Annotated in this window: 14 protein-coding genes; 9 read left to right on the top strand and 5 right to left on the bottom strand. The window is 60.2% G+C overall.

Annotated features, from left to right (window positions below):
- Window positions 1–117 precede the first annotated feature (117 nt).
- On the top strand, window positions 118–975 hold the full coding sequence (gene xdhC / locus VY732_RS09540; protein WP_095047732.1) for a xanthine dehydrogenase accessory protein XdhC: 858 nt from the start codon (window positions 118–120) through the stop codon (window positions 973–975).
- A gap of 13 nt (window positions 976–988) precedes the next feature.
- Window positions 989–2,293, top strand: coding sequence for a guanine deaminase (gene guaD / locus VY732_RS09535; RefSeq protein ID WP_077571841.1), 1,305 nt, complete (start codon window positions 989–991; stop codon window positions 2,291–2,293).
- Between the two features lie 182 nt (window positions 2,294–2,475).
- Here the strand turns inward: guaD and VY732_RS09530 are convergent, their stop codons facing one another.
- Window positions 2,476–3,240, bottom strand: a complete 765-nt coding sequence (locus VY732_RS09530) for a GntR family transcriptional regulator (protein ID WP_007918375.1) — start codon at window positions 3,238–3,240, stop codon at window positions 2,476–2,478.
- A 356-nt stretch (window positions 3,241–3,596) separates the two neighbouring features.
- On the opposite strand from VY732_RS09530, the gene VY732_RS09525 reads away from it, so the two are divergent.
- Window positions 3,597–4,787: a benzoate/H(+) symporter BenE family transporter gene (locus tag VY732_RS09525; RefSeq protein WP_331695259.1), complete on the top strand. Its 1,191-nt coding sequence runs from the start codon at window positions 3,597–3,599 to the stop codon at window positions 4,785–4,787.
- 353 nt (window positions 4,788–5,140) lie between these two features.
- Here VY732_RS09525 and VY732_RS09520 read toward each other — a convergent pair whose 3' ends face one another.
- Complete coding sequence (locus VY732_RS09520) at window positions 5,141–5,485, bottom strand: YggL family protein (RefSeq protein ID WP_007916365.1); 345 nt, start codon at window positions 5,483–5,485, stop codon at window positions 5,141–5,143.
- A 233-nt stretch (window positions 5,486–5,718) separates the two neighbouring features.
- Here VY732_RS09520 and dacB point away from each other — a divergent pair, with 233 nt between their 5' ends.
- Window positions 5,719–7,179 (top strand): D-alanyl-D-alanine carboxypeptidase/D-alanyl-D-alanine endopeptidase, encoded by a 1,461-nt coding sequence (gene dacB / locus VY732_RS09515; RefSeq protein WP_331695258.1) that lies wholly within the window; start codon window positions 5,719–5,721, stop codon window positions 7,177–7,179.
- Between the two features lie 118 nt (window positions 7,180–7,297).
- Here dacB and VY732_RS09510 read toward each other — a convergent pair whose 3' ends face one another.
- Both VY732_RS09510 and rlmKL read right to left on the bottom strand, forming a co-directional pair.
- Entirely contained in the window at window positions 7,298–9,679 is a 2,382-nt protein-coding gene (locus tag VY732_RS09510; RefSeq protein ID WP_331695257.1) for a sensor domain-containing diguanylate cyclase, read from the bottom strand.
- Between the two features lie 145 nt (window positions 9,680–9,824).
- Window positions 9,825–12,095: a bifunctional 23S rRNA (guanine(2069)-N(7))-methyltransferase RlmK/23S rRNA (guanine(2445)-N(2))-methyltransferase RlmL gene (gene rlmKL / locus VY732_RS09505; RefSeq protein ID WP_137218784.1), complete on the bottom strand. Its 2,271-nt coding sequence runs from the start codon at window positions 12,093–12,095 to the stop codon at window positions 9,825–9,827.
- A 532-nt stretch (window positions 12,096–12,627) separates the two neighbouring features.
- Here rlmKL and rmf point away from each other — a divergent pair.
- Window positions 12,628–12,843 (top strand): ribosome modulation factor, encoded by a 216-nt coding sequence (rmf, locus tag VY732_RS09500; protein ID WP_003223300.1) that lies wholly within the window; start codon window positions 12,628–12,630, stop codon window positions 12,841–12,843.
- A 256-nt stretch (window positions 12,844–13,099) separates the two neighbouring features.
- Here rmf and VY732_RS09495 read toward each other — a convergent pair whose 3' ends face one another.
- Complete coding sequence (locus VY732_RS09495) at window positions 13,100–14,119, bottom strand: quinone-dependent dihydroorotate dehydrogenase (RefSeq protein WP_034152862.1); 1,020 nt, start codon at window positions 14,117–14,119, stop codon at window positions 13,100–13,102.
- 223 nt (window positions 14,120–14,342) lie between these two features.
- Between VY732_RS09495 and VY732_RS09490 the strand changes: the two genes are divergently transcribed.
- The 4 genes from VY732_RS09490 to VY732_RS09475 all read left to right on the top strand — a co-directional run bounded on the left by VY732_RS09490 (window position 14,343) and on the right by VY732_RS09475 (window position 19,566).
- On the top strand, window positions 14,343–15,554 hold the full coding sequence (locus VY732_RS09490; protein ID WP_331695256.1) for a CmpA/NrtA family ABC transporter substrate-binding protein: 1,212 nt from the start codon (window positions 14,343–14,345) through the stop codon (window positions 15,552–15,554).
- Between the two features lie 15 nt (window positions 15,555–15,569).
- Complete coding sequence (locus VY732_RS09485) at window positions 15,570–16,145, top strand: ANTAR domain-containing response regulator (protein WP_038365449.1); 576 nt, start codon at window positions 15,570–15,572, stop codon at window positions 16,143–16,145.
- A 531-nt stretch (window positions 16,146–16,676) separates the two neighbouring features.
- Window positions 16,677–17,888 (top strand): nitrate/nitrite transporter, encoded by a 1,212-nt coding sequence (locus VY732_RS09480; RefSeq protein ID WP_034152863.1) that lies wholly within the window; start codon window positions 16,677–16,679, stop codon window positions 17,886–17,888.
- 7 nt (window positions 17,889–17,895) lie between these two features.
- The gene (locus VY732_RS09475) at window positions 17,896–19,566 is read left to right on the top strand and encodes a bifunctional protein-serine/threonine kinase/phosphatase (protein ID WP_331695255.1); all 1,671 of its coding nucleotides are present in this window, start codon (window positions 17,896–17,898) and stop codon (window positions 19,564–19,566) included.
- Window positions 19,567–19,804: the final 238 nt, after the last annotated feature.

Raw genomic sequence — 19,804 nt, 5'->3', positions numbered from 1 at the left:
GACCGAGGCGCGGCCATTCGCGAGCAGGCTCGCTCCCACATTTGGAATGCATTCCCCTGTGGGAGCGAGCCTGCTCGCGAAGAGGTCCGAACAGACAACGAAGATGTCGAGGTGAACATGTACAACTGGATCGACGCCCTCGCCGACCTGCAGAACCAGGGTGAACCCTGCGTTCTGGTGACGATCATCGAAGAACTAGGCTCGACGCCACGCAACGCCGGCTCGAAAATGGTCATCAGCGCCAATCAGAGTTTCGACACCATCGGTGGCGGGCATCTGGAATACAAAGCCATGCAGATCGCCCGCGAGATGCTCGCCAGCGGTAAGCAGGACACCCATCTGGAGCGCTTCAGCCTCGGCGCCAGCCTGGGCCAGTGCTGCGGCGGCGCCACCGTGTTGCTGTTCGAACCGATGGGCCAGGTGCAGGCGCAGATCGCTGTGTTCGGTGCCGGTCACGTCGGCCGCGCCTTGGTGCCGCTGCTCGCCAGCCTGCCCTGCCGGGTGCGCTGGATCGACTCGCGCGAGGCCGAATTCCCCGAACAGATCCCCCACGGCGTGCGTAAAATCGTCGCCGAAGAGCCTGTGGATGAAATCGATGAGCTGCCCGCCGGCAGTTATTGCATCGTCATGACTCACAACCATCAGCTCGACCTTGAACTCACTGCCGCGATCCTCAAGCGCAACGACTTCGCCTACTTCGGCCTGATCGGTTCGAAGACCAAACGCGCGAAGTTCGAACACCGTCTGCGTGATCGCGGCTTCGACAGCGGCGTCGTGCAACGCATGCGCTGCCCGATGGGCATCGGTGAAGTCAAAGGCAAACTGCCTGTGGAAATCGCCATCTCCATCGCCGGCGAAATCATCGCCACCTATAACGCCAACTTCGGCCAGCAAACCGCCAGCGCCGAACCGATTGCCAAACTGCTGCCGGTTTCGCGGCGCAGTCAGGCGACCAAACTCAAAGCCTCAAACTGATTAGAGAACCCTCATGCCTCTGACTCGCAAAGCCTACCGCGCCGCTATCCTGCACAGCATTGCCGACCCCGCCGAAGTCGGGATCGAAGCCTCCTACGAATATTTCGAGGACGGCCTGCTGGTGGTCGATGGCGGCAAGATCAGCGCCCTTGGCCACGCCAGTGATTTGCTGCCGACCCTGCCGGCGGACATCGAAATCGAGCACTACAAAGACGCGCTGATCACCCCGGGCTTCATCGACACGCACATTCACTTTCCGCAAACCGGCATGGTCGGTGCCTACGGCGAGCAACTGCTCGACTGGCTCAACACCTACACCTTCCCGTGCGAAAGCCAGTTCGGCGACAAGGCCCACGCCGACGAAGTCGCTGACATTTTCATCAAGGAACTGCTGCGCAACGGCACCACCACCGCGCTGGTGTTCGGCAGCGTGCACCCGCAATCGGTGAACTCATTGTTCGAAGCGGCCGAGAAGCTCGACCTGCGCATGATCGCCGGCAAGGTGATGATGGACCGCAACGCCCCGGACTACCTGACCGACACCGCCGAATCCAGCTACGTCGACAGCAAAGCGCTGATCGAGCGCTGGCACGGCAAGGGTCGTCTGCACTACGCAGTCACCCCGCGTTTCGCGCCGACCAGCACCCCGGAACAACTGACCCTCGCCGGGCAACTGCTCACCGAATACCCGGATCTGTACATGCAGACCCACATCAGCGAAAACCTCAAGGAAATCGAGTGGGTCAAGGAGCTGTTCCCGGAGCGCAAGGGCTACCTCGACGTTTACGATCACTACAAACTGCTCGGCGAGCGCTCGGTATTCGCCCACGGCGTGCATCTGTGCGACGACGAATGCGCGCGTCTGGCAGAAACCGGTTCGGCGATCTCTTTCTGCCCGACCTCGAACTTCTTCCTCGGCAGCGGCTTGTTCAACCTGCCGATGGCCGAGAAGCACAAACTCAATGTCGGTCTGGGCACTGACGTCGGTGGCGGTACCAGTTTCTCGCTGCTGCAAACCCTGAACGAAGCGTACAAGGTGATGCAGCTGCAAGGTGCGCGCCTGAGCCCGTTCAAGTCGCTGTACCTGGCGACACTGGGCGGTGCGCGAGCGCTGCGTCTGGAGGACAAGATCGGCAATCTGCAACCGGGTTCCGACGCTGACTTCCTGGTGCTGGATTACAACGCTACGCCGCTGCTGAGCTATCGCCTGAAGCAGGCCAACAACATTGCCGAGACGTTATTTGTGTTGATGACGTTGGGCGATGACCGCACGGTGCAGCAGACGTATGCGGCGGGGGCTTTGGTGCATCAGCGCTAAAATTTATCGTAGAAAAAAAATCCCCCAGCGCCTTTCAGCCTGGGGGATTTTTGTTGTCTGTCAGATTGCTATCGCGAGCAGGCTCACTCCTACAGTTGATCTTAGTTGTTCACACATTTTGTGGCCACTGAAGATCCAATGTAGGAGTGAGCCTGCTCGCGATGGGGCCAGCTCGGTCTAACTTAGAGCTTGGCCGCTGGGCGCCCAGGCTTCTTGGTCTGCAACAAATGCGAAAACACCGCATGCAGATCATCCGACGCGCCTTCCTCGTCGAGGTTGAGCTTGCTGTCGATGTGATCCATGTGATGCATCATCAAATTCACCGCCAACTCACCGTCGCGCTTCTCGATCGCGTCGATCAACTGGGTGTGTTCGTCATACGAGCAGTGCGAGCGGTTGCCGCTTTCGTACTGGGCAATGATCAGCGACGTCTGTGAAACCAGACTGCGCTGGAAGCTGATCAATGGAGCATTCATCGCCGCTTCCGCCAGTTTCAGGTGGAATTCGCCCGACAGACGAATACCGGCACCGCGATCGCCTCGGGAGAAGCTGTCGCGTTCGTCGTTGACCATCTGGCGCAACTCGGCGATTTGCTCGGCGGTAGCGTGTTGCACGGCCAGCTCTGTAATTGCGCGTTCGACCAGACGGCGGGCGAGAAACACCTGTCGCGCCTCTTCCACACTCGGACTGGCGACCACGGCGCCACGGTTCGGCCGCAACAGCACGACGCCTTCATGGGCCAGACGCGAGAGCGCGCGGCGAATGATGGTGCGGCTGACCCCAAAGATTTCCCCCAGCGCTTCTTCGCTCAATTTTGTGCCGGGCGCCAGACGCTGTTCGAGGATAGCCTCAAAGATATGCGCGTAGACAATATCGTCCTGGGTTCCGCTGCGGCCGGCTTTGCCTGCTCGCGGTTGTTTCTTGAGGGGTTGCAACTGTTCGTTCATGGGCACTCGAGTCGGGAGAACTGCGGCGAATAGACCGTGACTGTAATACGGCACAGTAGGTCGCTGGCAAGTATCGCGTAAAAAACAGCGCGATTGTACACAATGAAAGGTGGCAACACGACTGTACGGCTGTTTGTGACTTCGGCTGTATTGCAACGATCCGTTACGATTGAGTTTAGGCTTGATCGCAGAATCCGCCTTCAACGCACATTTCCCTGTAGGAGTGAGCCTGCTCGCGATTGCGGTGTGTCATTGGGCAATGTTGTGGCTGACCCACCGCAATCGCGAGCAGGCTCACTCCTACAAGGGTTTGCGTCATGGCGGGGATCTCCATTGGTATAAGGAACACCGTTGTCATGAACGACGCCACCCAAACCCGACTCCGCCCTCTGGCCGACACCTCGCCGTCGGCCATCGTCGCCGGTTTCATCGCGATGATGACCGGCTACACCAGCTCCCTGGTGCTGATGTTCCAGGCCGGGCAAGCGGCAGGCCTGACCAGCGGGCAGATTTCTTCGTGGATCTGGGCGATTTCGATCGGCATGGCAGTGTGTTCGATCGGCCTGTCGCTGCGCTATCGCACGCCGATCACCATTGCCTGGTCGACACCCGGCGCGGCATTGCTGATCACCAGCCTCGGCGGCGTCAGTTACGGCGAAGCCATCGGCGCCTACATCACTTGTGCGGTGCTGGTGACGATATGCGGGCTGACCGGCAGCTTCGAACGGCTGGTGAAAAAGATCCCGGCGTCACTGGCGGCAGCCTTGCTGGCGGGGATTCTGTTCAAGATCGGCAGCGAAATATTCGTCGCCGCGCAGCATCGCACCGGACTGGTGCTGGGGATGTTCTTCACCTATTTAGTGGTCAAGCGCCTGTCGCCGCGTTATGCCGTGCTCGCCGCCCTGCTGATCGGCACCGCACTGTCGGGCTTCATGGGGCTGCTCGATTTCAGCGGCTTTCATCTGGAGTTGGCGACGCCGGTGTGGACCACGCCGCACTTCTCGTTGGCGGCGACCATCAGCATCGGCATCCCGTTGTTCGTGGTGGCCATGACTTCGCAGAACATGCCCGGCATCGCCGTGTTGCGCGCCGATGGCTACAACGTTCCGGCCTCGCCGCTGATCACCACCACCGGCATCGCCTCGCTGTTGCTGGCGCCGTTTGGTTCACACGGCATCAACCTCGCCGCAATCAGCGCGGCGATCTGCACCGGGCCGCATGCTCATGAAGATCGCAACAAGCGCTACACCGCAGCGGTCTGGTGCGGAATTTTCTACGGGATTGCCGGGGTGTTCGGCGCCACGTTGGCGGCGTTGTTTGCAGCGTTGCCGAAGGAACTGGTGCTGTCGATTGCGGCGCTGGCGTTGTTTGGTTCGATCATCAATGGTTTGAGCATTGCCATGACCGAGGTGAAAGAACGAGAAGCGGCGTTGATTACCTTTATGGTCACAGCGTCGGGGCTGACGCTGTTTTCCATTGGTTCGGCGTTTTGGGGGATTGTTGCGGGGGTTTTGACTTTATTGATTTTGAATTGGCGCAAAGCTTAAGGTCAAAAGCCCCTCACCCTAGCCCTCTCCCGGAGGGAGAGGGGACTGACCGAGGTGTCTGGAAGACATACGCCGACGTGGGATACCGAGTTGAACTCAAATTTTGAAAAGCCCACAAGTCGGCTCCCTATCCCTCACTCCCATAGGGAGAGGGGACTGACCGAGGTGTTCGGAAGACATACGCCGACGTGGGATACAGAGTCGAACTCAAATTTTGAAAAGCCCACAAGTCGGCTCCCTCTCCAGGGGGAGAGGGCTGGGGTGAGGGGCAGACTCACCACAAATCCCAAACCGAACACCCAAACCCCAGACGAAAAAAAACGGCGACCCTCAGGTCGCCGTTTTTTTCAGTATCACTTAGCCGCGTTGATCGGCTTTTCCGGATACCAAACGTCCAGCAACGGGCTGACTTCATACTTGGTCAGCTCGGAGCGGGTTTTCAGCCAGGCTTCAACGGCAGCACGCTGCTCTTCGTTGACCGAGCCACGCTTCTGCAGGCAAACCAGACCGAAGTCGTCGCCGCCAACATAACCCAGACCATTGGCTTCCATGGCTTCTTTGATGAAGGCTTCGAGGAAAGCGTCAATGGCTTCTTCGGACAAGTCTTCTTTGAAGTCCAGGTTCAGTTCGAAACCCAGCTCTTGAAATTCATCAACGCACAGTTTTTTGCGCAGACGCTGGGAACGGTTAGTCGCCATTGGAACAATCCTCATAAGTATTAACGGCCGGCACTTTACCAGTTTAAGCCGTCGATTGCCCGCCTCTCTGGCCCCTGAAGCCGACCGCCTGTAAAAAAATAACGTATTGGCCGGCCCGGACAAGGCACAAGCTGTAACACCTTGGGGCATAATGCCGACACTTTCATGACCGCTGAGGGCTTTTTCATCCATGTCCTCGTTATTTTCCCCTCGACTGTAGGGTTTTATTTCATATGATCAAATCGTTGCGTCCTCTGCTTCTCGCCGGCCTTCTTCTTCCTCTGGCCGTGAATGTTTCTGCTGCCACCATCAATACTTCCCTGACCCCCAACGTTGAAAAAGCCCTAAAGGCGAGCAAATTGCAGCCCAGCGCCCTGTCGCTGGTGATGGTGCCGCTCGACGGCCCGGGCACGCCGACCGTGTTCAATGCCGACGTTTCGGTTAACCCGGCCTCGACCATGAAACTGGTGACTACCTACGCGGCGCTGGAAATGCTCGGCCCCAATCATCAGTGGAAGACCGAGTTCTACACTGACGGCGACCTCAACGGCGGCATCCTCAACGGCAACCTCTACCTCAAGGGTGGCGGCGATCCGAAGCTGAACATGGAAAAACTCTGGCTGCTGATGCGCGACCTGCGAGCCAACGGCGTGACCCAGATCACCGGTGACCTGATTCTCGACCGCAACTTCTTCGTGCAGCCGCAACTGCCGGAATTCAACGATGACGGCAATGACGAGAACAAACCGTTCCTGGTCAAACCGGATTCGCTGCTGGTCAACCTCAAGGCCCTGCGCTTTGTTGCCCGTAACGACAATGGCCGAGTGCTGATTTCGGTTGAGCCGCCGATTGCCAGCATCCACATCGCCAACACCGTTAAAGCCCTGCCCTCCAAACAATGCACCGGCGGCGTGCGCTACAACCCGGTGCCAGAGGCGGATGGCAGCGTGACCGTGACCGTGGCCGGCCAGTTGGGCGAAGGTTGCAGCTCGCAGACTTACCTGTCGCTGCTCGACCACGCGACCTACACCGCCGGCGCCGTGCGCGCGATCTGGAAAGAACTGGGTGGCAGCATTCAGGGCAAGGATCGCCTGGCGTCGACGCCGAGCAACGCCAAACTGCTCGCGCGTGCCTACTCGCCGGATCTGGCGGAGATCATCCGCGACATCAACAAATACAGTAACAACACCATGGCTCAGCAGTTGTTCCTGAGTCTTGGGCAGAAATTCCGCAACGACGCCGACGGTGATGACGCGAAAGCCGCGCAACGTGTGGTGCGCCAGTGGATGGCGAAGAAAGGCATTACCGCACCGCACCTGGTGATGGAGAACGGCTCCGGCCTGTCCCGTGCTGAACGGGTCAGCGCCCGTGAAATGGCGAGCATGCTGCAAGCCGCCTGGCACAGCCCGTATGCCGCCGAGTACATCAGCTCGCTGCCGATCGCCGGCACCGACGGCACCATGCGCAAGCGTCTGAAAACCACGGCGATGCGCGGTGAGGCGCACGTCAAGACCGGCACCCTGAACACCGTGCGCGCGATCGCCGGTTTCAGCCGTGATGTGAATGGCAATACCTGGGCGGTGGTGGCGATCCTCAACGACAAGGCACCGTTTGGCGCATCGTCGGTGCTCGATCAGGTGCTGCTGGATCTGTACAAGCAACCGAAACTGGCGCAGACCGCTTCGGTCCTCTGATCACCGCGCCTCCTGTAGGAGTGAGCCTGCTCGCGATAGCGTCGGTCCCGATACATCGAGGTGACTGACATACCGCAATCGCGAGCAGGCTCACTCCTACAAGGTTTTGCGCAAGACCCTAGCTCATCTGCTCGACGCGATCGCGCCCGCGCTGCTTTGCCATATACACACCCGAATCCGCCCGCAACAGCAGCGCATCCGCGCCCTCCCCCGGTCGCCAACTGGCGATCCCGAAACTCGCCGTGACCACGCCGACTACATCTACCGGCGCACTACGCAAACCCTGCCACAACTCAACCGCCAGCATGTACGCATGTTCGCCGTCGATGTCCGGGCACAGCACCATGAACTCCTCACCGCCCAACCGGCAGAACACATCGGTACGCCGCAGACGATGGCCAATCCGCTCGCACACCGCTTGCAGCACCCGGTCACCGACGGCGTGGCCATACTGATCGTTGATGCGTTTGAAATGGTCGATGTCGAGCATGATCACCGACAGCTCACCGCCGCCGCGCTCGACCCGGGCCATTTCGGTGGTCAGACGTTCCTGAAAATAGCGACGGTTGTGAATGCCGGTCAGCGAGTCGGTCACCGACAGTGCGCGCAGTTCTTCTTCCACGCGCTTGAGGTCAGAAATGTCCGAGATATAGCCGTGCCACAGCACACCACCGCCCGGCAGTTCTTCCGGCGTCGCCTCGCCGCGCACCCAGCGCAGGCCACGCTCAGGCAGTTGCACGCGGTATTCCTCGCGCCACGGACTGAGACTGTCGGCCGAGGCGCGAATTGAGGAGCGCACGCGGACAACGTCCTGTGGATGAATGCGCGTGAAGATCGCTTCGGCGTTGAACAGCAGCACATCCGGCTCCAGTTCGTAGATCTCGCGGATGCCGTCGCTGGCGTAGATCACACTGAAGCGCCCGTCGAATTCCATCTTGAATTGATAGATGCCGCCGGGCACGTGCGCGCTGAGCTTTTTCAACAAGACGTCGCGCGCGGCCAGCACTTCGTGCACGCGCTTGCGCTCGGTGATGTCGATGCAGATCGCCAGATGCCCGACCCACAAACCCTGCTCATCGAGCACCGGGGTGGCGAGCATGTTCACCGGAATATGGCTGCCATCGCTGCGCACCAGCGTCCACTCGCGGGCCTCGTGGCCGCCGACTTCGCCGCCCTCGACCAGCATCGCGTGGCAGGTCGGGATGCTTTTACCGTAGCGCGCACTCAATTCGGCAGCACGGGCCGTCAGCTCTCGCGGAAGGTGCAGGTTTTCCAGGGTCATGTGGCCGACGACATCGGCGCTGCTGTAACCGAGCATTTGTTCGGCGCCGGGGTTGAACGTGTTGATCACACCGCGCAGGTCGGTGGCGATGATCGCCACCTGCGTCGCCGCATTCAGCACGCCGCGTAACTGGCCGTGGGTGCCGCGCAGCTCCTGTTCGCTGGCGTGCAGTTCCTGCGTGCGCTGCTCCACCATAAGCAAGGCACGCTGACGCTGACTGACCAACACGTAAAGCAAGGCGCTGAGCAGCAGACTGAGCAAGCCACCCAGAATGATCACGCTGCCCACCGACGAATGGTTGGCCTGAACGAACGCGTCGCTCGGCAGGATATCGACCTGATAGTCGTGATCGGCCATGCGCAGTAACCGCGTGGCCGACAGGTCGCTCGGCGCCGGTTCATTGGTCGATTCGAACAACACCTCGTGCTGATCATGGGTCGACATGTCGAGAATGCGCACCGACAGATAGTCATGGAAGGCATCCGGCAAACCGTCGGCCAGCAACTGGCGCATGCTGATCACCGCCATCACGTAGCCGAACGATTGGCGCTCGCCATTGCGGCTCACCGGCGCGACGAGCAGCACACCGCGCGCATAGGACGGCTCAATGCTGACCAGATGCATGGGTTGCGACACCGCCAGCCCGCCGAGCTTGTCGGCACGTTGCAGGGTATCGCGGCGCAAAGGTTGCGCGAGCAGGTCATAACCCAACGGTGAGCCGAGCCGACTTTGCGTCTGGCTATAGAGCACCGGCACGTATTCATCGCGCACGCCAGCCAGTTGCAGCTCGCCCTGGGCATTCAATTCTCGAAGGGTAAAGTTGCTCACGCCTTCGTCACGCACCCGCTGCTCGAATGCCGCGCGCTCGGCACCGCTGACCTTGAGGGCAAACGAATAGGCCTGGGTACGCATCAATAAGGGTTGGGTGTAACCGTCGAATTCGGTGCGGGACACCGATTCAGAGTTGGCGAAGAAGCGGCGCAGGCCGTCCAGGCGTTGCTCCTGATCCTGAAAGCGTTCTTCGATGCGGCTGTAACGTTCGTTGGCCAGCAGTTGAAAACGCTGACGGGTCTGTTGCTGAAACTGATTGAGGGTGGCCCAGGCGAGCAGCCCCGTGAGAATCCCGCCGGCGAGCAATACCAGCAGCGCGACCAGCCAGGCCGAGACGTCTTCGCTGATGAAACCCAGAATCTTTGGGCGCACGGGGTGCAACGACATAAAGACAACTCACTACGCCAGCATTTACGGGAAAACCCCATTGACCGTGTGTGAGTTATAGCTATTAGCCACTAATTTAGCTAGCGCGGGCAGATCCACGGAGCCTTTAAAAATCAAGGCTCTGTGGATCCAATTGCGCAAAGCGTCAACGAGCCGTGATTTTCCAGGCGCGGTGAATCTTGGTGTTGCGGGCGAAATCCGGATCGATGGTCTGCGCGCTGATTTCCTCTACCGCGTAACGCTCGGCGAGGTTTTCTTCCAACTGGAACTTGCGGAAGTTGTTGGAGAAATACAGCACACCACCCGGCGCCAGACGGGCCATGGCCAGGTCAATCAACTGCACCTGATCACGTTGCACGTCGAAGATGCCTTCCATGCGCTTGGAGTTGGAGAACGTCGGCGGATCGATGAAGATCAGGTCGTACTCGTCACGGCTGCTTTCCAGCCACGCCATGACATCGCCCTGCTCCAGACGGTTCTTGTCCGAGTAGCCGTTCAACGACAGGTTGCGGCGAGCCCAGTCGAGGTAGGTTTTCGACAGGTCGACGCTGGTGGTGCTGCGCGCGCCGCCCTTGGCCGCGTGCACGCTGGCGGTCGCGGTGTAGCAGAACAGATTGAGGAAGCGCTTGCCGGCGGCCTCTTTCTGAATACGCATGCGCATCGGACGGTGATCGAGGAACAGGCCGGTATCGAGGTAGTCGGTGAGGTTGACCAGCAACTTCACGCCGCCCTCGCTGACTTCATTGAACTTGCCTTGCGCAGCCTGACGCTCGTACTGCTTGGTGCCGCTCTGGCGCTCGCGGCGTTTGACCACCACGCGGCTCTTGTCGACGTTCAGCGCCTGCGGAATCGCTGCCAGGGCATCGAACATGCGCGCCGAGGCTTTTTCCGGATCGATCGATTTCGGCGCGGCGTATTCCTGGACATGCACCCAATCGTGGTACAGGTCGATGGCCATCGCGTACTCAGGCATGTCGGCGTCGTAGACGCGGTAGCAATCAATGCCTTCGCGCTTGACCCACTTGCCCATGGCCTTGAGGTTTTTCTGCAGACGGTTGGCAAACATCTGCCCGCCTTCGCTCAAGCGCGGTTGCTCGATCACCGGTGCCGGGGCTGGCGTCGGTTTGATCGGGTTGCCGTTCTTGTTGAACTTGCGCTCTTGCGGCTCGTCCGGGGTCTGGTCGTAAGCCGCTTGCTCGCGCTCGGCCTGACGCTGTTCCGGGGTGCGACGCTCGCCGGTGACGAACTGATCCGGCAGCACTTTGATCAACAGCAGCTTGCACGGCAGCGCGCCGTTCCAGAACGAATACTGTTTATGGCTGCGAATGCCCATGCGCTTGCCCAGATCCGGGGCGCCGGTGAACACCGCCGCTTCCCAGTTCAGGCAGGCCTGACGCAAGCGCTCGCCGAGGTTCTGGTAGAGATACAGCAGGCTGGCCTCGTCGCCGAGACGCTCGCCGTACGGTGGGTTACAGATGACCAGACCTTTCTGGTTCTGATCCGGACGCGGCTCGAAGGTCGCGACTTCGCCCTGGTAGATCTTGATCCACTCGCTCAGGCCGGCACGCTCAACGTTGTTGCGGCCCGGTTGAATCAGACGCGGATCGGCTTCGTAGCCACGAATCCACAGCGGTGGCTTGGCCAGACCGGCAGCGGCGCGCTCGACGGCCTCTTCGTGGAGTTTTTTCCACAGCGCCGGCACGTGACCGAGCCACGCGGTGAAGCCCCACTGCTCACGACGCAGGTTCGGCGCCATGTCGGCGGCGATCATGCCCGCCTCGACGAGGAACGTGCCGACACCGCACATCGGGTCAGCCAGCGCGCCGCCTTCAGCGGCAATACGTGGCCAGCCGGAACGGATCAGGATGGCTGCCGCGAGGTTTTCCTTCAGCGGCGCCGCGCCCTGCTGCAGACGGTAACCGCGCTGGTGCAGGCTGTGGCCGGAGAGGTCGAGGGAGAGAATCGCTTCACCGCGATCCAGACGCAGGTGAATGCGCAGGTCCGGGTTGAGTTTGTCGATCGACGGACGGTCGCCCTGCGGGGTGCGCAGTTTGTCGACGATGGCGTCTTTGACTTTCAGGGCACCGAAGTGGGTGTTGTCGATGCCGGAACCGTGGCCGCTGAATTCGACGGCCAGGGTGCCGTCGCTGAGCATGTGATCCTGCCACTCGATGTCGAGCACGCCGTGATAGAGGTCTTCAGCGTCTTTCATCGGGAAACGCTTGAGCACCAGCAATACCCGGTTGGCCAGACGCGACCAGAGGCACAGACGATAAGCGGTTTCCATGGTCGCCATGCCACGCACGGCGGAGGTGTGCTCGCGTGCTTCTTCAAGGCCAAGCCCGACGGCTTCCTCGATGAGCAGGCCTTCAAGGCCTTTAGGGCAAGTGAGGAAGAGTTCGAAACGGTCGGACATGGGATTTCCAAAGCCTTTGGCTAGTGAATCGGCAACGCATTGCCGATCCGGTTTTCAATCAGGCGCTTTTCTAAAAGAGCGCCCGCGTGGCACGAAGGTGTGCCGTTCCATCCCCGCTGCTCGGGTTAAAAGAGCTTAGATGCCGGGACAGATAAAAAAGTTGATGAAACAAAAAGTCTTAAAGCGACCCTTCGTCGCTTTATACCCCAGCGCAAACGTGGGTCATTCTCACTAAAGAATTAACCCCATCATCCAGCGCGGGGCCGATCATACCGGGGTTTGCTGAAAAACCGTGCATGAAACCCGTCGTTACTTATGGCTGTAGCACTAATTTCGTTACGTCCTTATGACAAAACGATCATTCCCTCGGTGTGACTCATTGGTTAGAACTGAACACAGGTTGACGTCGCAACGGCGTCAACACCTTGGCTCGCCACGCCGGCAGCGAGCCGCACCATGGCAGGTTTCTTCTGCCAGACCTCAGTTGAGGTCAACGCGACACAAAACAGTCAACAAGTGAGGGAAACACCCTATGAGAAGACTTAAGCGTGATCCGTTGGAAAGAGCATTTTTGCGCGGATATCAATATGGCGTTGGTGGCAAATCCCGTGAGCTTTGCCCATTTACTCTACCGTCGGTACGCCAAGCCTGGATTAACGGCTGGCGAGAAGGACGCGGCGACAACTGGGACGGTATGACCGGCACTGCGGGAATCCACAGACTCAACGAACTTCACGCCGTCGGCTGACACAGGGCATTAATTCCGACACGACAATCTGAATTTGTAACGACTTACCATGCACGTCCTTCCCGGACGGCGGGCTACGGCCCAGGGGCTCCTTCGAGGAGCCCTTTTTTATGCCTGTCAAATTATCTGTGCCATACACAAAACCTGTAGGAGTGAGCCTGCTCGCGATAGCGGTCTGTCAGTCGCTGATGAAGTGACCGAAAGAAAGCTATCGCGAGCAGGCTCACTCCTACAAAGGAACAGTGGTGTCTATGGATCAGCGCAAGGCGGCGATTGCGTCGACCGACTCACGAATCAGCGCCGGGCCCTTATAGATGAAGCCGGAATAGATCTGCACCAGGCTCGCACCCGCCAGAATCTTCTCAGCCGCATGTTTGCCTTCAGTAATCCCGCCCGCCGCAATGATCGGCAAACGCCCAGCCAACTCACCCGCCAGCACCTTCACGGTATTGGTGCTCTTCTCCCGCACCGGCGCACCGGACAAACCGCCCGCCTCGTCGCCATGCTCCATGCCTTCGACACCGACACGGCTGAGTGTGGTGTTGGTAGCGATCACCGCGTCCATGCCGGTTTCGATCAGCGCTTGAGCCACCTGCGCGGTTTCTTCATCGGTCATGTCCGGCGCGATCTTGATCGCCAGCGGCACATGTTTGCCATGACGCAACGCCAGTTCAGCGCGGCGCGTGGCCAGATCCGCGAGCAATTGCTTGAGCGAATCGCCGAACTGCAGGCTGCGCAGGCCCGGGGTGTTCGGCGAGCTGACGTTGACCGTCACGTAGCTGGCGTGGGCGTAGACCTTGTCCAGGCAGATCAGGTAATCGTCGACCGCGCGTTCAACCGGCGTATCGAAGTTCTTGCCGATGTTGATGCCCAGCACGCCTTTGTATTTCGCCGCGGCCACGCGCGCCAGCAGGTTATCGACACCGAGGTTGTTGAAACCCATGCGGTTGATGATCGCCTCGGCTTCCGGCAGGCGGAAAATCCGTGGTTTCGGGTTGCCCGGCTGCGGACGCGGGGTCACGGTGCCGATTTCGACAAAACCGAAACCCAGTTGCGCAAAGCCATCGATGGCCGCGCCGTTCTTGTCCAGACCGGCCGCCAGACCCACCGGGTTCGGGAATTCGAGGCCCATGACCGTCACCGGCTTCTTCGCCGGCGCCTTGCACAGCAAGCCGTTGAGGCCCAAACGCCCACCCGCGCCGATCAGATCCAGCGACAGATCGTGGGAGGTTTCCGGGGAAAGTTTGAACAACAGCTGACGGGCCAGGGTGTACATGGGCGGCGATGACTCGAGCGGCGAAAAGAGGCGGCGATTATAGCCGGGCATCGACCTGCGGCGCGAGGCACATGCGCAAATCACTGGCACTGGCATATGCCTTGCACCTTCCTTGACTATCAGCGCGCAGGCCAATGACGGCAAGCGGGCAAGGACAATGGCGTCGTCCCGGGTTTTGCCTGCGCAAAGTCCGCGGCGGCGCTTTTTTTCGAGGTGGCGGTGTATGAATGAACCTTCGGTAGGGCCCCTGGCCTGGGTCAATGGCAGCGATGCCCCGGAAAAGACTGCAATCAACCTCGGCTTCATGGCGTTGAGCGACTGCGCATCGGTTGTCGTTGCTGCCACACAGGGCTTTGCCCAACCTTACGGACTAACGCTGAACCTGAAGCGCCAGGCCTCTTGGGCGAATCTGCGCGACAATCTGGTCAGCGGCGAACTCGACGCTGCACACAGTCTGTATGGGCTGATTTACGCGGTGCATCTGGGCATCGGCGGCGTTGCTCCGACCGATATGGCAGTGCTGATGGGCCTGAACCAGAACGGCCAGAGCCTCAACCTCTCTCACGGCCTGCAGAACCTCGGCGTGAGCAGTCCTGAAGCGCTGGACCGCCACGTGCACCAAAGCCGCGCAAAACTCACCTTCGCGCAGACCTTCCCCACCGGCACTCACGCCATGTGGCTTTATTACTGGCTGGCAAGTCAGGGCATTCATCCACTTCAGGATGTCGACAGCGTAGTGGTGCCGCCGCCGCAAATGGTCGCGCACCTGCAAGCTGGGCGTATCGACGGTTTTTGTGTCGGCGAGCCTTGGGCGGCTAGCGCGGTGCAGCAGGATCTCGGGTTTACCTTGGCGACCAGTCAGACCATCTGGCCCGATCACCCGGAAAAAGTCCTTGGCTGCACCCGTGAATTTGTCGAGCAATACCCGAACACGGCGCGGGCGCTGGTGATGGCGATCCTTGAAGCCAGCCGCTTTATCGAAGAGAGCCCGGAAAATCGTCGCAGCACCGCGCAATTGCTCAGCGCGCCGGCGTATCTGGACGCGCCGCTTGCGTGCATCGAACCGCGTTTTCTCGGTGACTATGCCGATGGCCTCGGCAATCGTTGGCAGGATCCTCATGCGCTGCGCTTCCACGGCAACGGCGAGGTGAATCTGCCGTATCTGTCGGACGGCATGTGGTTCATGACCCAGTTCCGCCGCTGGGGCCTGCTGCGTGAGGATCCGGACTATCTCGGCGTCGCCCGGCAGGTCCAGCAACTGGCTATCTACCGCGATGCGGCAACCGCTGTCGGCGTGGCGGCGTGGGGTACCGACATGCGCAGCAGCCAGTTGCTCGACGGCAAAATCTGGGACGGCAGCGATCCCGCCGGTTATGCGCGCAGCTTCAAGCTGCACGCGATGAGCGACGACGCTCCCCTTCTCGCCCGCCGCTGACAGGAGACCGCGAACATGTTGCGCATTCTGTTGATCAACGACACAGCGAAAAAAGTCGGGCGCCTGAAAGCCGCGCTGACTGAAGCCGGTTTCGAAGTCATCGATGAATCCGGTCTGACCATCGACCTGCCCGCGCGCGTCGAAACGGTGCGCCCGGACGTGATCCTGATCGATACCGAGTCACCGAGCCGCGATGTCATGGAGCAAGTCGTGCTGGTCAGCCGCGACCAGCCACGGCCGATCGTGATGTTTACCGACGAGCATGACCCCGGAGTGATGCGTCAGGCGATCAAATCCGGGGTCAGTGCCTACATCGTCGAAGGCATTCACGCCCAGCGTTTGCAGCCGATTCTCGATGTGGCGATGGCGCGTTTCGAGAGTGATCAGGCCTTGCGTGCGCAGTTGCAGGCGCGAGACCTGCAATTGGCTGAGCGCAAGCGTATTGAGCTGGCCAAGGGGTTATTGATGAAGATGAAGGATTGCAATGAGGAAGAGGCTTACACGCTGATGCGGCGCCAGGCCATGAGCCGGCAGCAGAAGCTGATTCAGGTGGCGGAGCAGATTATTGCGATGAGTGAGTTGCTTGGCTGAAAAGCTCTGAGCACTTGAAAAGCCCCTCACCCTAGCCCTCTCCCGGAGGGAGAGGGGACCGACCGGGGGATGCTCGGGAAATACGCCGACCTGCAATTTCTGCTGTGAATCCATAATCGACTCGGTTTCTCAGGTCGATGTTTGACGCCAGACACCTCGGTCAGTCCCCTCGCGAAGTACGCCGACCTGTAGTTTTCTGCTGTGAATCCATAATCGACTCGGTTTCTCAGGTCGATGTTTAGCGCAAGACACCTCGGTCAGTCCCCTCTCCCTCTGGGAGAGGGTTAGGGTGAGGGGCTTTTGATTTTCCGGCTGTTGGCACAAATCTCGCTAAGTAAAACGCACAGGTAACCAACGGCGGTTGCCCCACCCACGACAAAGACGTCGCTCACCCGTTCGCCCAACCGGCGCATCAGGTAGCGGCGTTTTTGCGTTTTGGCCCCACAGCTCGGGGCCGGTGGTGCGGCCGTGGCGGCGCCCCACTTGCTGTTGCATGACTCCTTTCGAGACTCTTTTCAGCTGAGGTGCGCGATGAATTCAAGCTTCTGGAAATCCGGCCACACCCCGACATTGTTCGCGGCCTTCCTCTATTTCGACCTGAGCTTCATGGTCTGGTACCTGCTCGGCCCGTTGGCGGTGCAAATCGCCGCCGACCTGCACCTGACCACCCAACAACGCGGCCTCGTCGTCGCCACGCCGATCCTTGCTGGCGCGGTGCTGCGTTTCATCATGGGCATGCTCGCCGATCGGCTGTCGCCGAAAACCGCCGGGCTGATCGGTCAGGTCATCGTCATCTGCGCACTGTTCGGTGCCTGGAAAATCGGCATTCATAGCTACGAGCAGGCGCTGATCCTCGGCCTGTTCCTCGGCATGGCCGGCGCGTCGTTTGCTGTTGCGCTGCCGCTGGCTTCGCAGTGGTACCCGCCACAGCATCAGGGCAAAGCCATGGGCATTGCCGGTGCGGGCAACTCCGGCACCGTGTTCGCCGCGCTGCTGGCACCGGTGCTCGCCGCCGCATTTGGCTGGAGCAACGTTTTCGGTTTCGCCCTGATTCCATTGATCCTGACACTGGTGCTGTTTGCCTGGCTGGCCAAAAATGCGCCGCAGCGGCCGAAAGCCAAAGCCATGGCCGACTACTTCAAAGCCTTGGGCGACCGTGACAGCTGGTGGTTCATGTTTTTCTACAGCGTCACCTTCGGCGGCTTCATCGGTCTGGCCAGCGCCCTGCCCGGCTACTTCAACGATCAGTACGGCTTGAGCCCGGTGACGGCCGGTTACTACACCGCAGCCTGCGTGTTCGGCGGGAGTCTGATGCGTCCGCTGGGTGGCGCCCTGGCTGACCGTTTCGGTGGCATCCGTACCTTGCTGGCGATGTACACCGTCGCTGCTGTCTGCATCGCTGCCGTCGGCTTCAATCTGCCAAGTTCCTACGCGGCGCTGGCACTTTTCGTCTGCACCATGCTCGGCTTAGGCGCAGGCAACGGCGCGGTGTTCCAACTGGTGCCGCAGCGTTTTCGTCTGGAAATCGGTGTCATGACCGGGCTGATCGGCATGGCCGGCGGCATCGGCGGCTTTGCCTTGGCGGCCGGCATGGGCGCGATCAAACAGAGCACCGGCAGCTATCAACTGGCCCTGTGGTTGTTCGCCAGCCTCGGCGTGTTGGCGTGGTTTGGTCTGCACGGCGTCAAGCGTCGCTGGAGAACCACTTGGGGTTCGGCGGCGGTGACGGCGGCGCGGGTCTGAAGCGTCGATGGCCCTGCAACTGAGTTTTGCCGAAGCCAGCGCCACCGGCCCGCGCGCGGAAAATCAGGACGCTTTGCGCCTGGTCACGCCCGCTCCGGCGTTGGCGGCGAGCAAAGGTTTTCTGTTCGCCATCGCCGACGGTGTCAGTCAGTGTGCCGATGGCGGACTGGCTGCGCGTTCGACCTTGCAGGCCTTGGCGCTCGACTACTACGCAACACCGGAAACCTGGAGCGTGGCGCAGGCACTGGATCGCCTGCTGCTCGCACAAAACCTCTGGTTACAGGCCAATGGCGGTGGCCAACCATTGCTCACCACGGTCAGTGCCTTGGTCATGCGCGGTCGGCGTTTTACCCTCGCCCACGTCGGCGATTGCCGGGTGTATCGCTGGCACGGCGAAAGTTTGCAGCGGATCTCTGAAGATCACGTTTGGGAACAGCAAGGCATGCAGCATGTGCTCAAGCGTGCGCTGGGGCTGGATCAGCATCTGGTGCTGGACTTCCTTGACGGTGAACTGCGCGACGGCGAGTGCTTTGTTTTGCTCAGTGACGGTGTCTGGTCGACGCTGGGCGATACCGCGATTGCGGCGATTCTGCGTGATCAGCCAGATCTGCACAGCGCCGCGCAGACGCTGGTCAACGCCGCGCACCTGGCGGGGAGCCAGGACAATGCCAGTGCTTTGCTGGTGCGGGTCGATGCTGTCGGTGAGACGAGTATTGGTGATGCGCTGATTCATCTGCAGCAATGGCCACTGCCTCCAGCGCTGAAATCCGGGCAGCACTTTGAAGGCTGGCAGGTGCAAGAGATTGTTGCTCAGAGTCAGCAATCGCTGCTCTATCGAGTGCACGATGGGCAAGGTCAGAGGTGGTTGCTGAAAACCCTGCCCACGCGGTCCGCTGATGATTCCTACGCCGGGCAAGCGCTGTTGTCCGAAGAATGGTTCCTGAAACGTGTGGCCGGGCGGCATTTTCCTGAAGTCCATGCGTGCAGCCAGCGTCAGCATTTGTACTACGTGATGCGCGAATATTCCGGGGCAACGCTCGCTCAGTTGTTTCAACAGCCCGGCCCATTGCCGCTGGCGCAATGGCAGGACATCGCCGAGCGCCTGTTGCGCTCGGTCGGGCTGTTGCATCGGCGGCAGATTCTGCACCGGGACATCAAACCGGAAAATCTGCACGTGGGTGACGATGGCGAATTGCGTCTGCTGGATTTTGGCCTGGCGTATTGTCCGGGATTGTCCGAAGACGCGCCGTCAACGTTGCCGGGAACGCCCAGCTACATCGCCCCGGAAGCGTTTCGCGGGGATCCGCCGAGTGCGCAACAGGATTTGTATGCAGTCGGCGTGACCCTGTACTTCCTGCTCACCGGGCATTATCCCTATGGCGAGATCGAAGCATTTCAGCGGCCGCGATTTGCTGTGGCGGTAAGCGCCAGTCGTTATCGGCCGGATCTGCCGGAATGGCTGGCGCAGAGTCTGGAGCGTGGGGTGGCGGCTGATCCGCAACAACGGTTTGAAACGGCTGAGGAATGGCTGTTGGTGTTGGAACAGGGCGAGCGGCGCAGTTTGAGTGTGCGGCCCAGACCATTATTGGAGCGTGAGCCGTTGAAGGTCTGGCGGACGATGGCGTTGGTGGCTCTGTTGGGAAATCTGGTGCTGCTGGTTTTGTTGTTTCATCACTGACACCGCGTCGCGGCCATCGCGAGCAGGCTCACTCCTACAATTTGAAATGCGTTCCCCTGTAGGAGTGAGCCTGCTCGCGATGACGTCAGCCCAATCACCACAAATCCATCTACCTGAGCGCCCCACGAACGAGCAACCCGCCTCGATTCAGTGCAAAAAATCACCCTCAAAAACTGCTAAACCCCAATAAACCCGCCACCGTCCCCACTTGGCACAACCACTGCATTACCTCTCCCAA

This window comes from Pseudomonas sp. ZY71 (assembly GCF_036542145.1).
GTDB lineage: Bacteria > Pseudomonadota > Gammaproteobacteria > Pseudomonadales > Pseudomonadaceae > Aquipseudomonas > Aquipseudomonas koreensis_A.
Note: the sequence above shows the minus strand (reverse complement) of the source record. Positions and strands in the feature narration are given on the sequence as shown.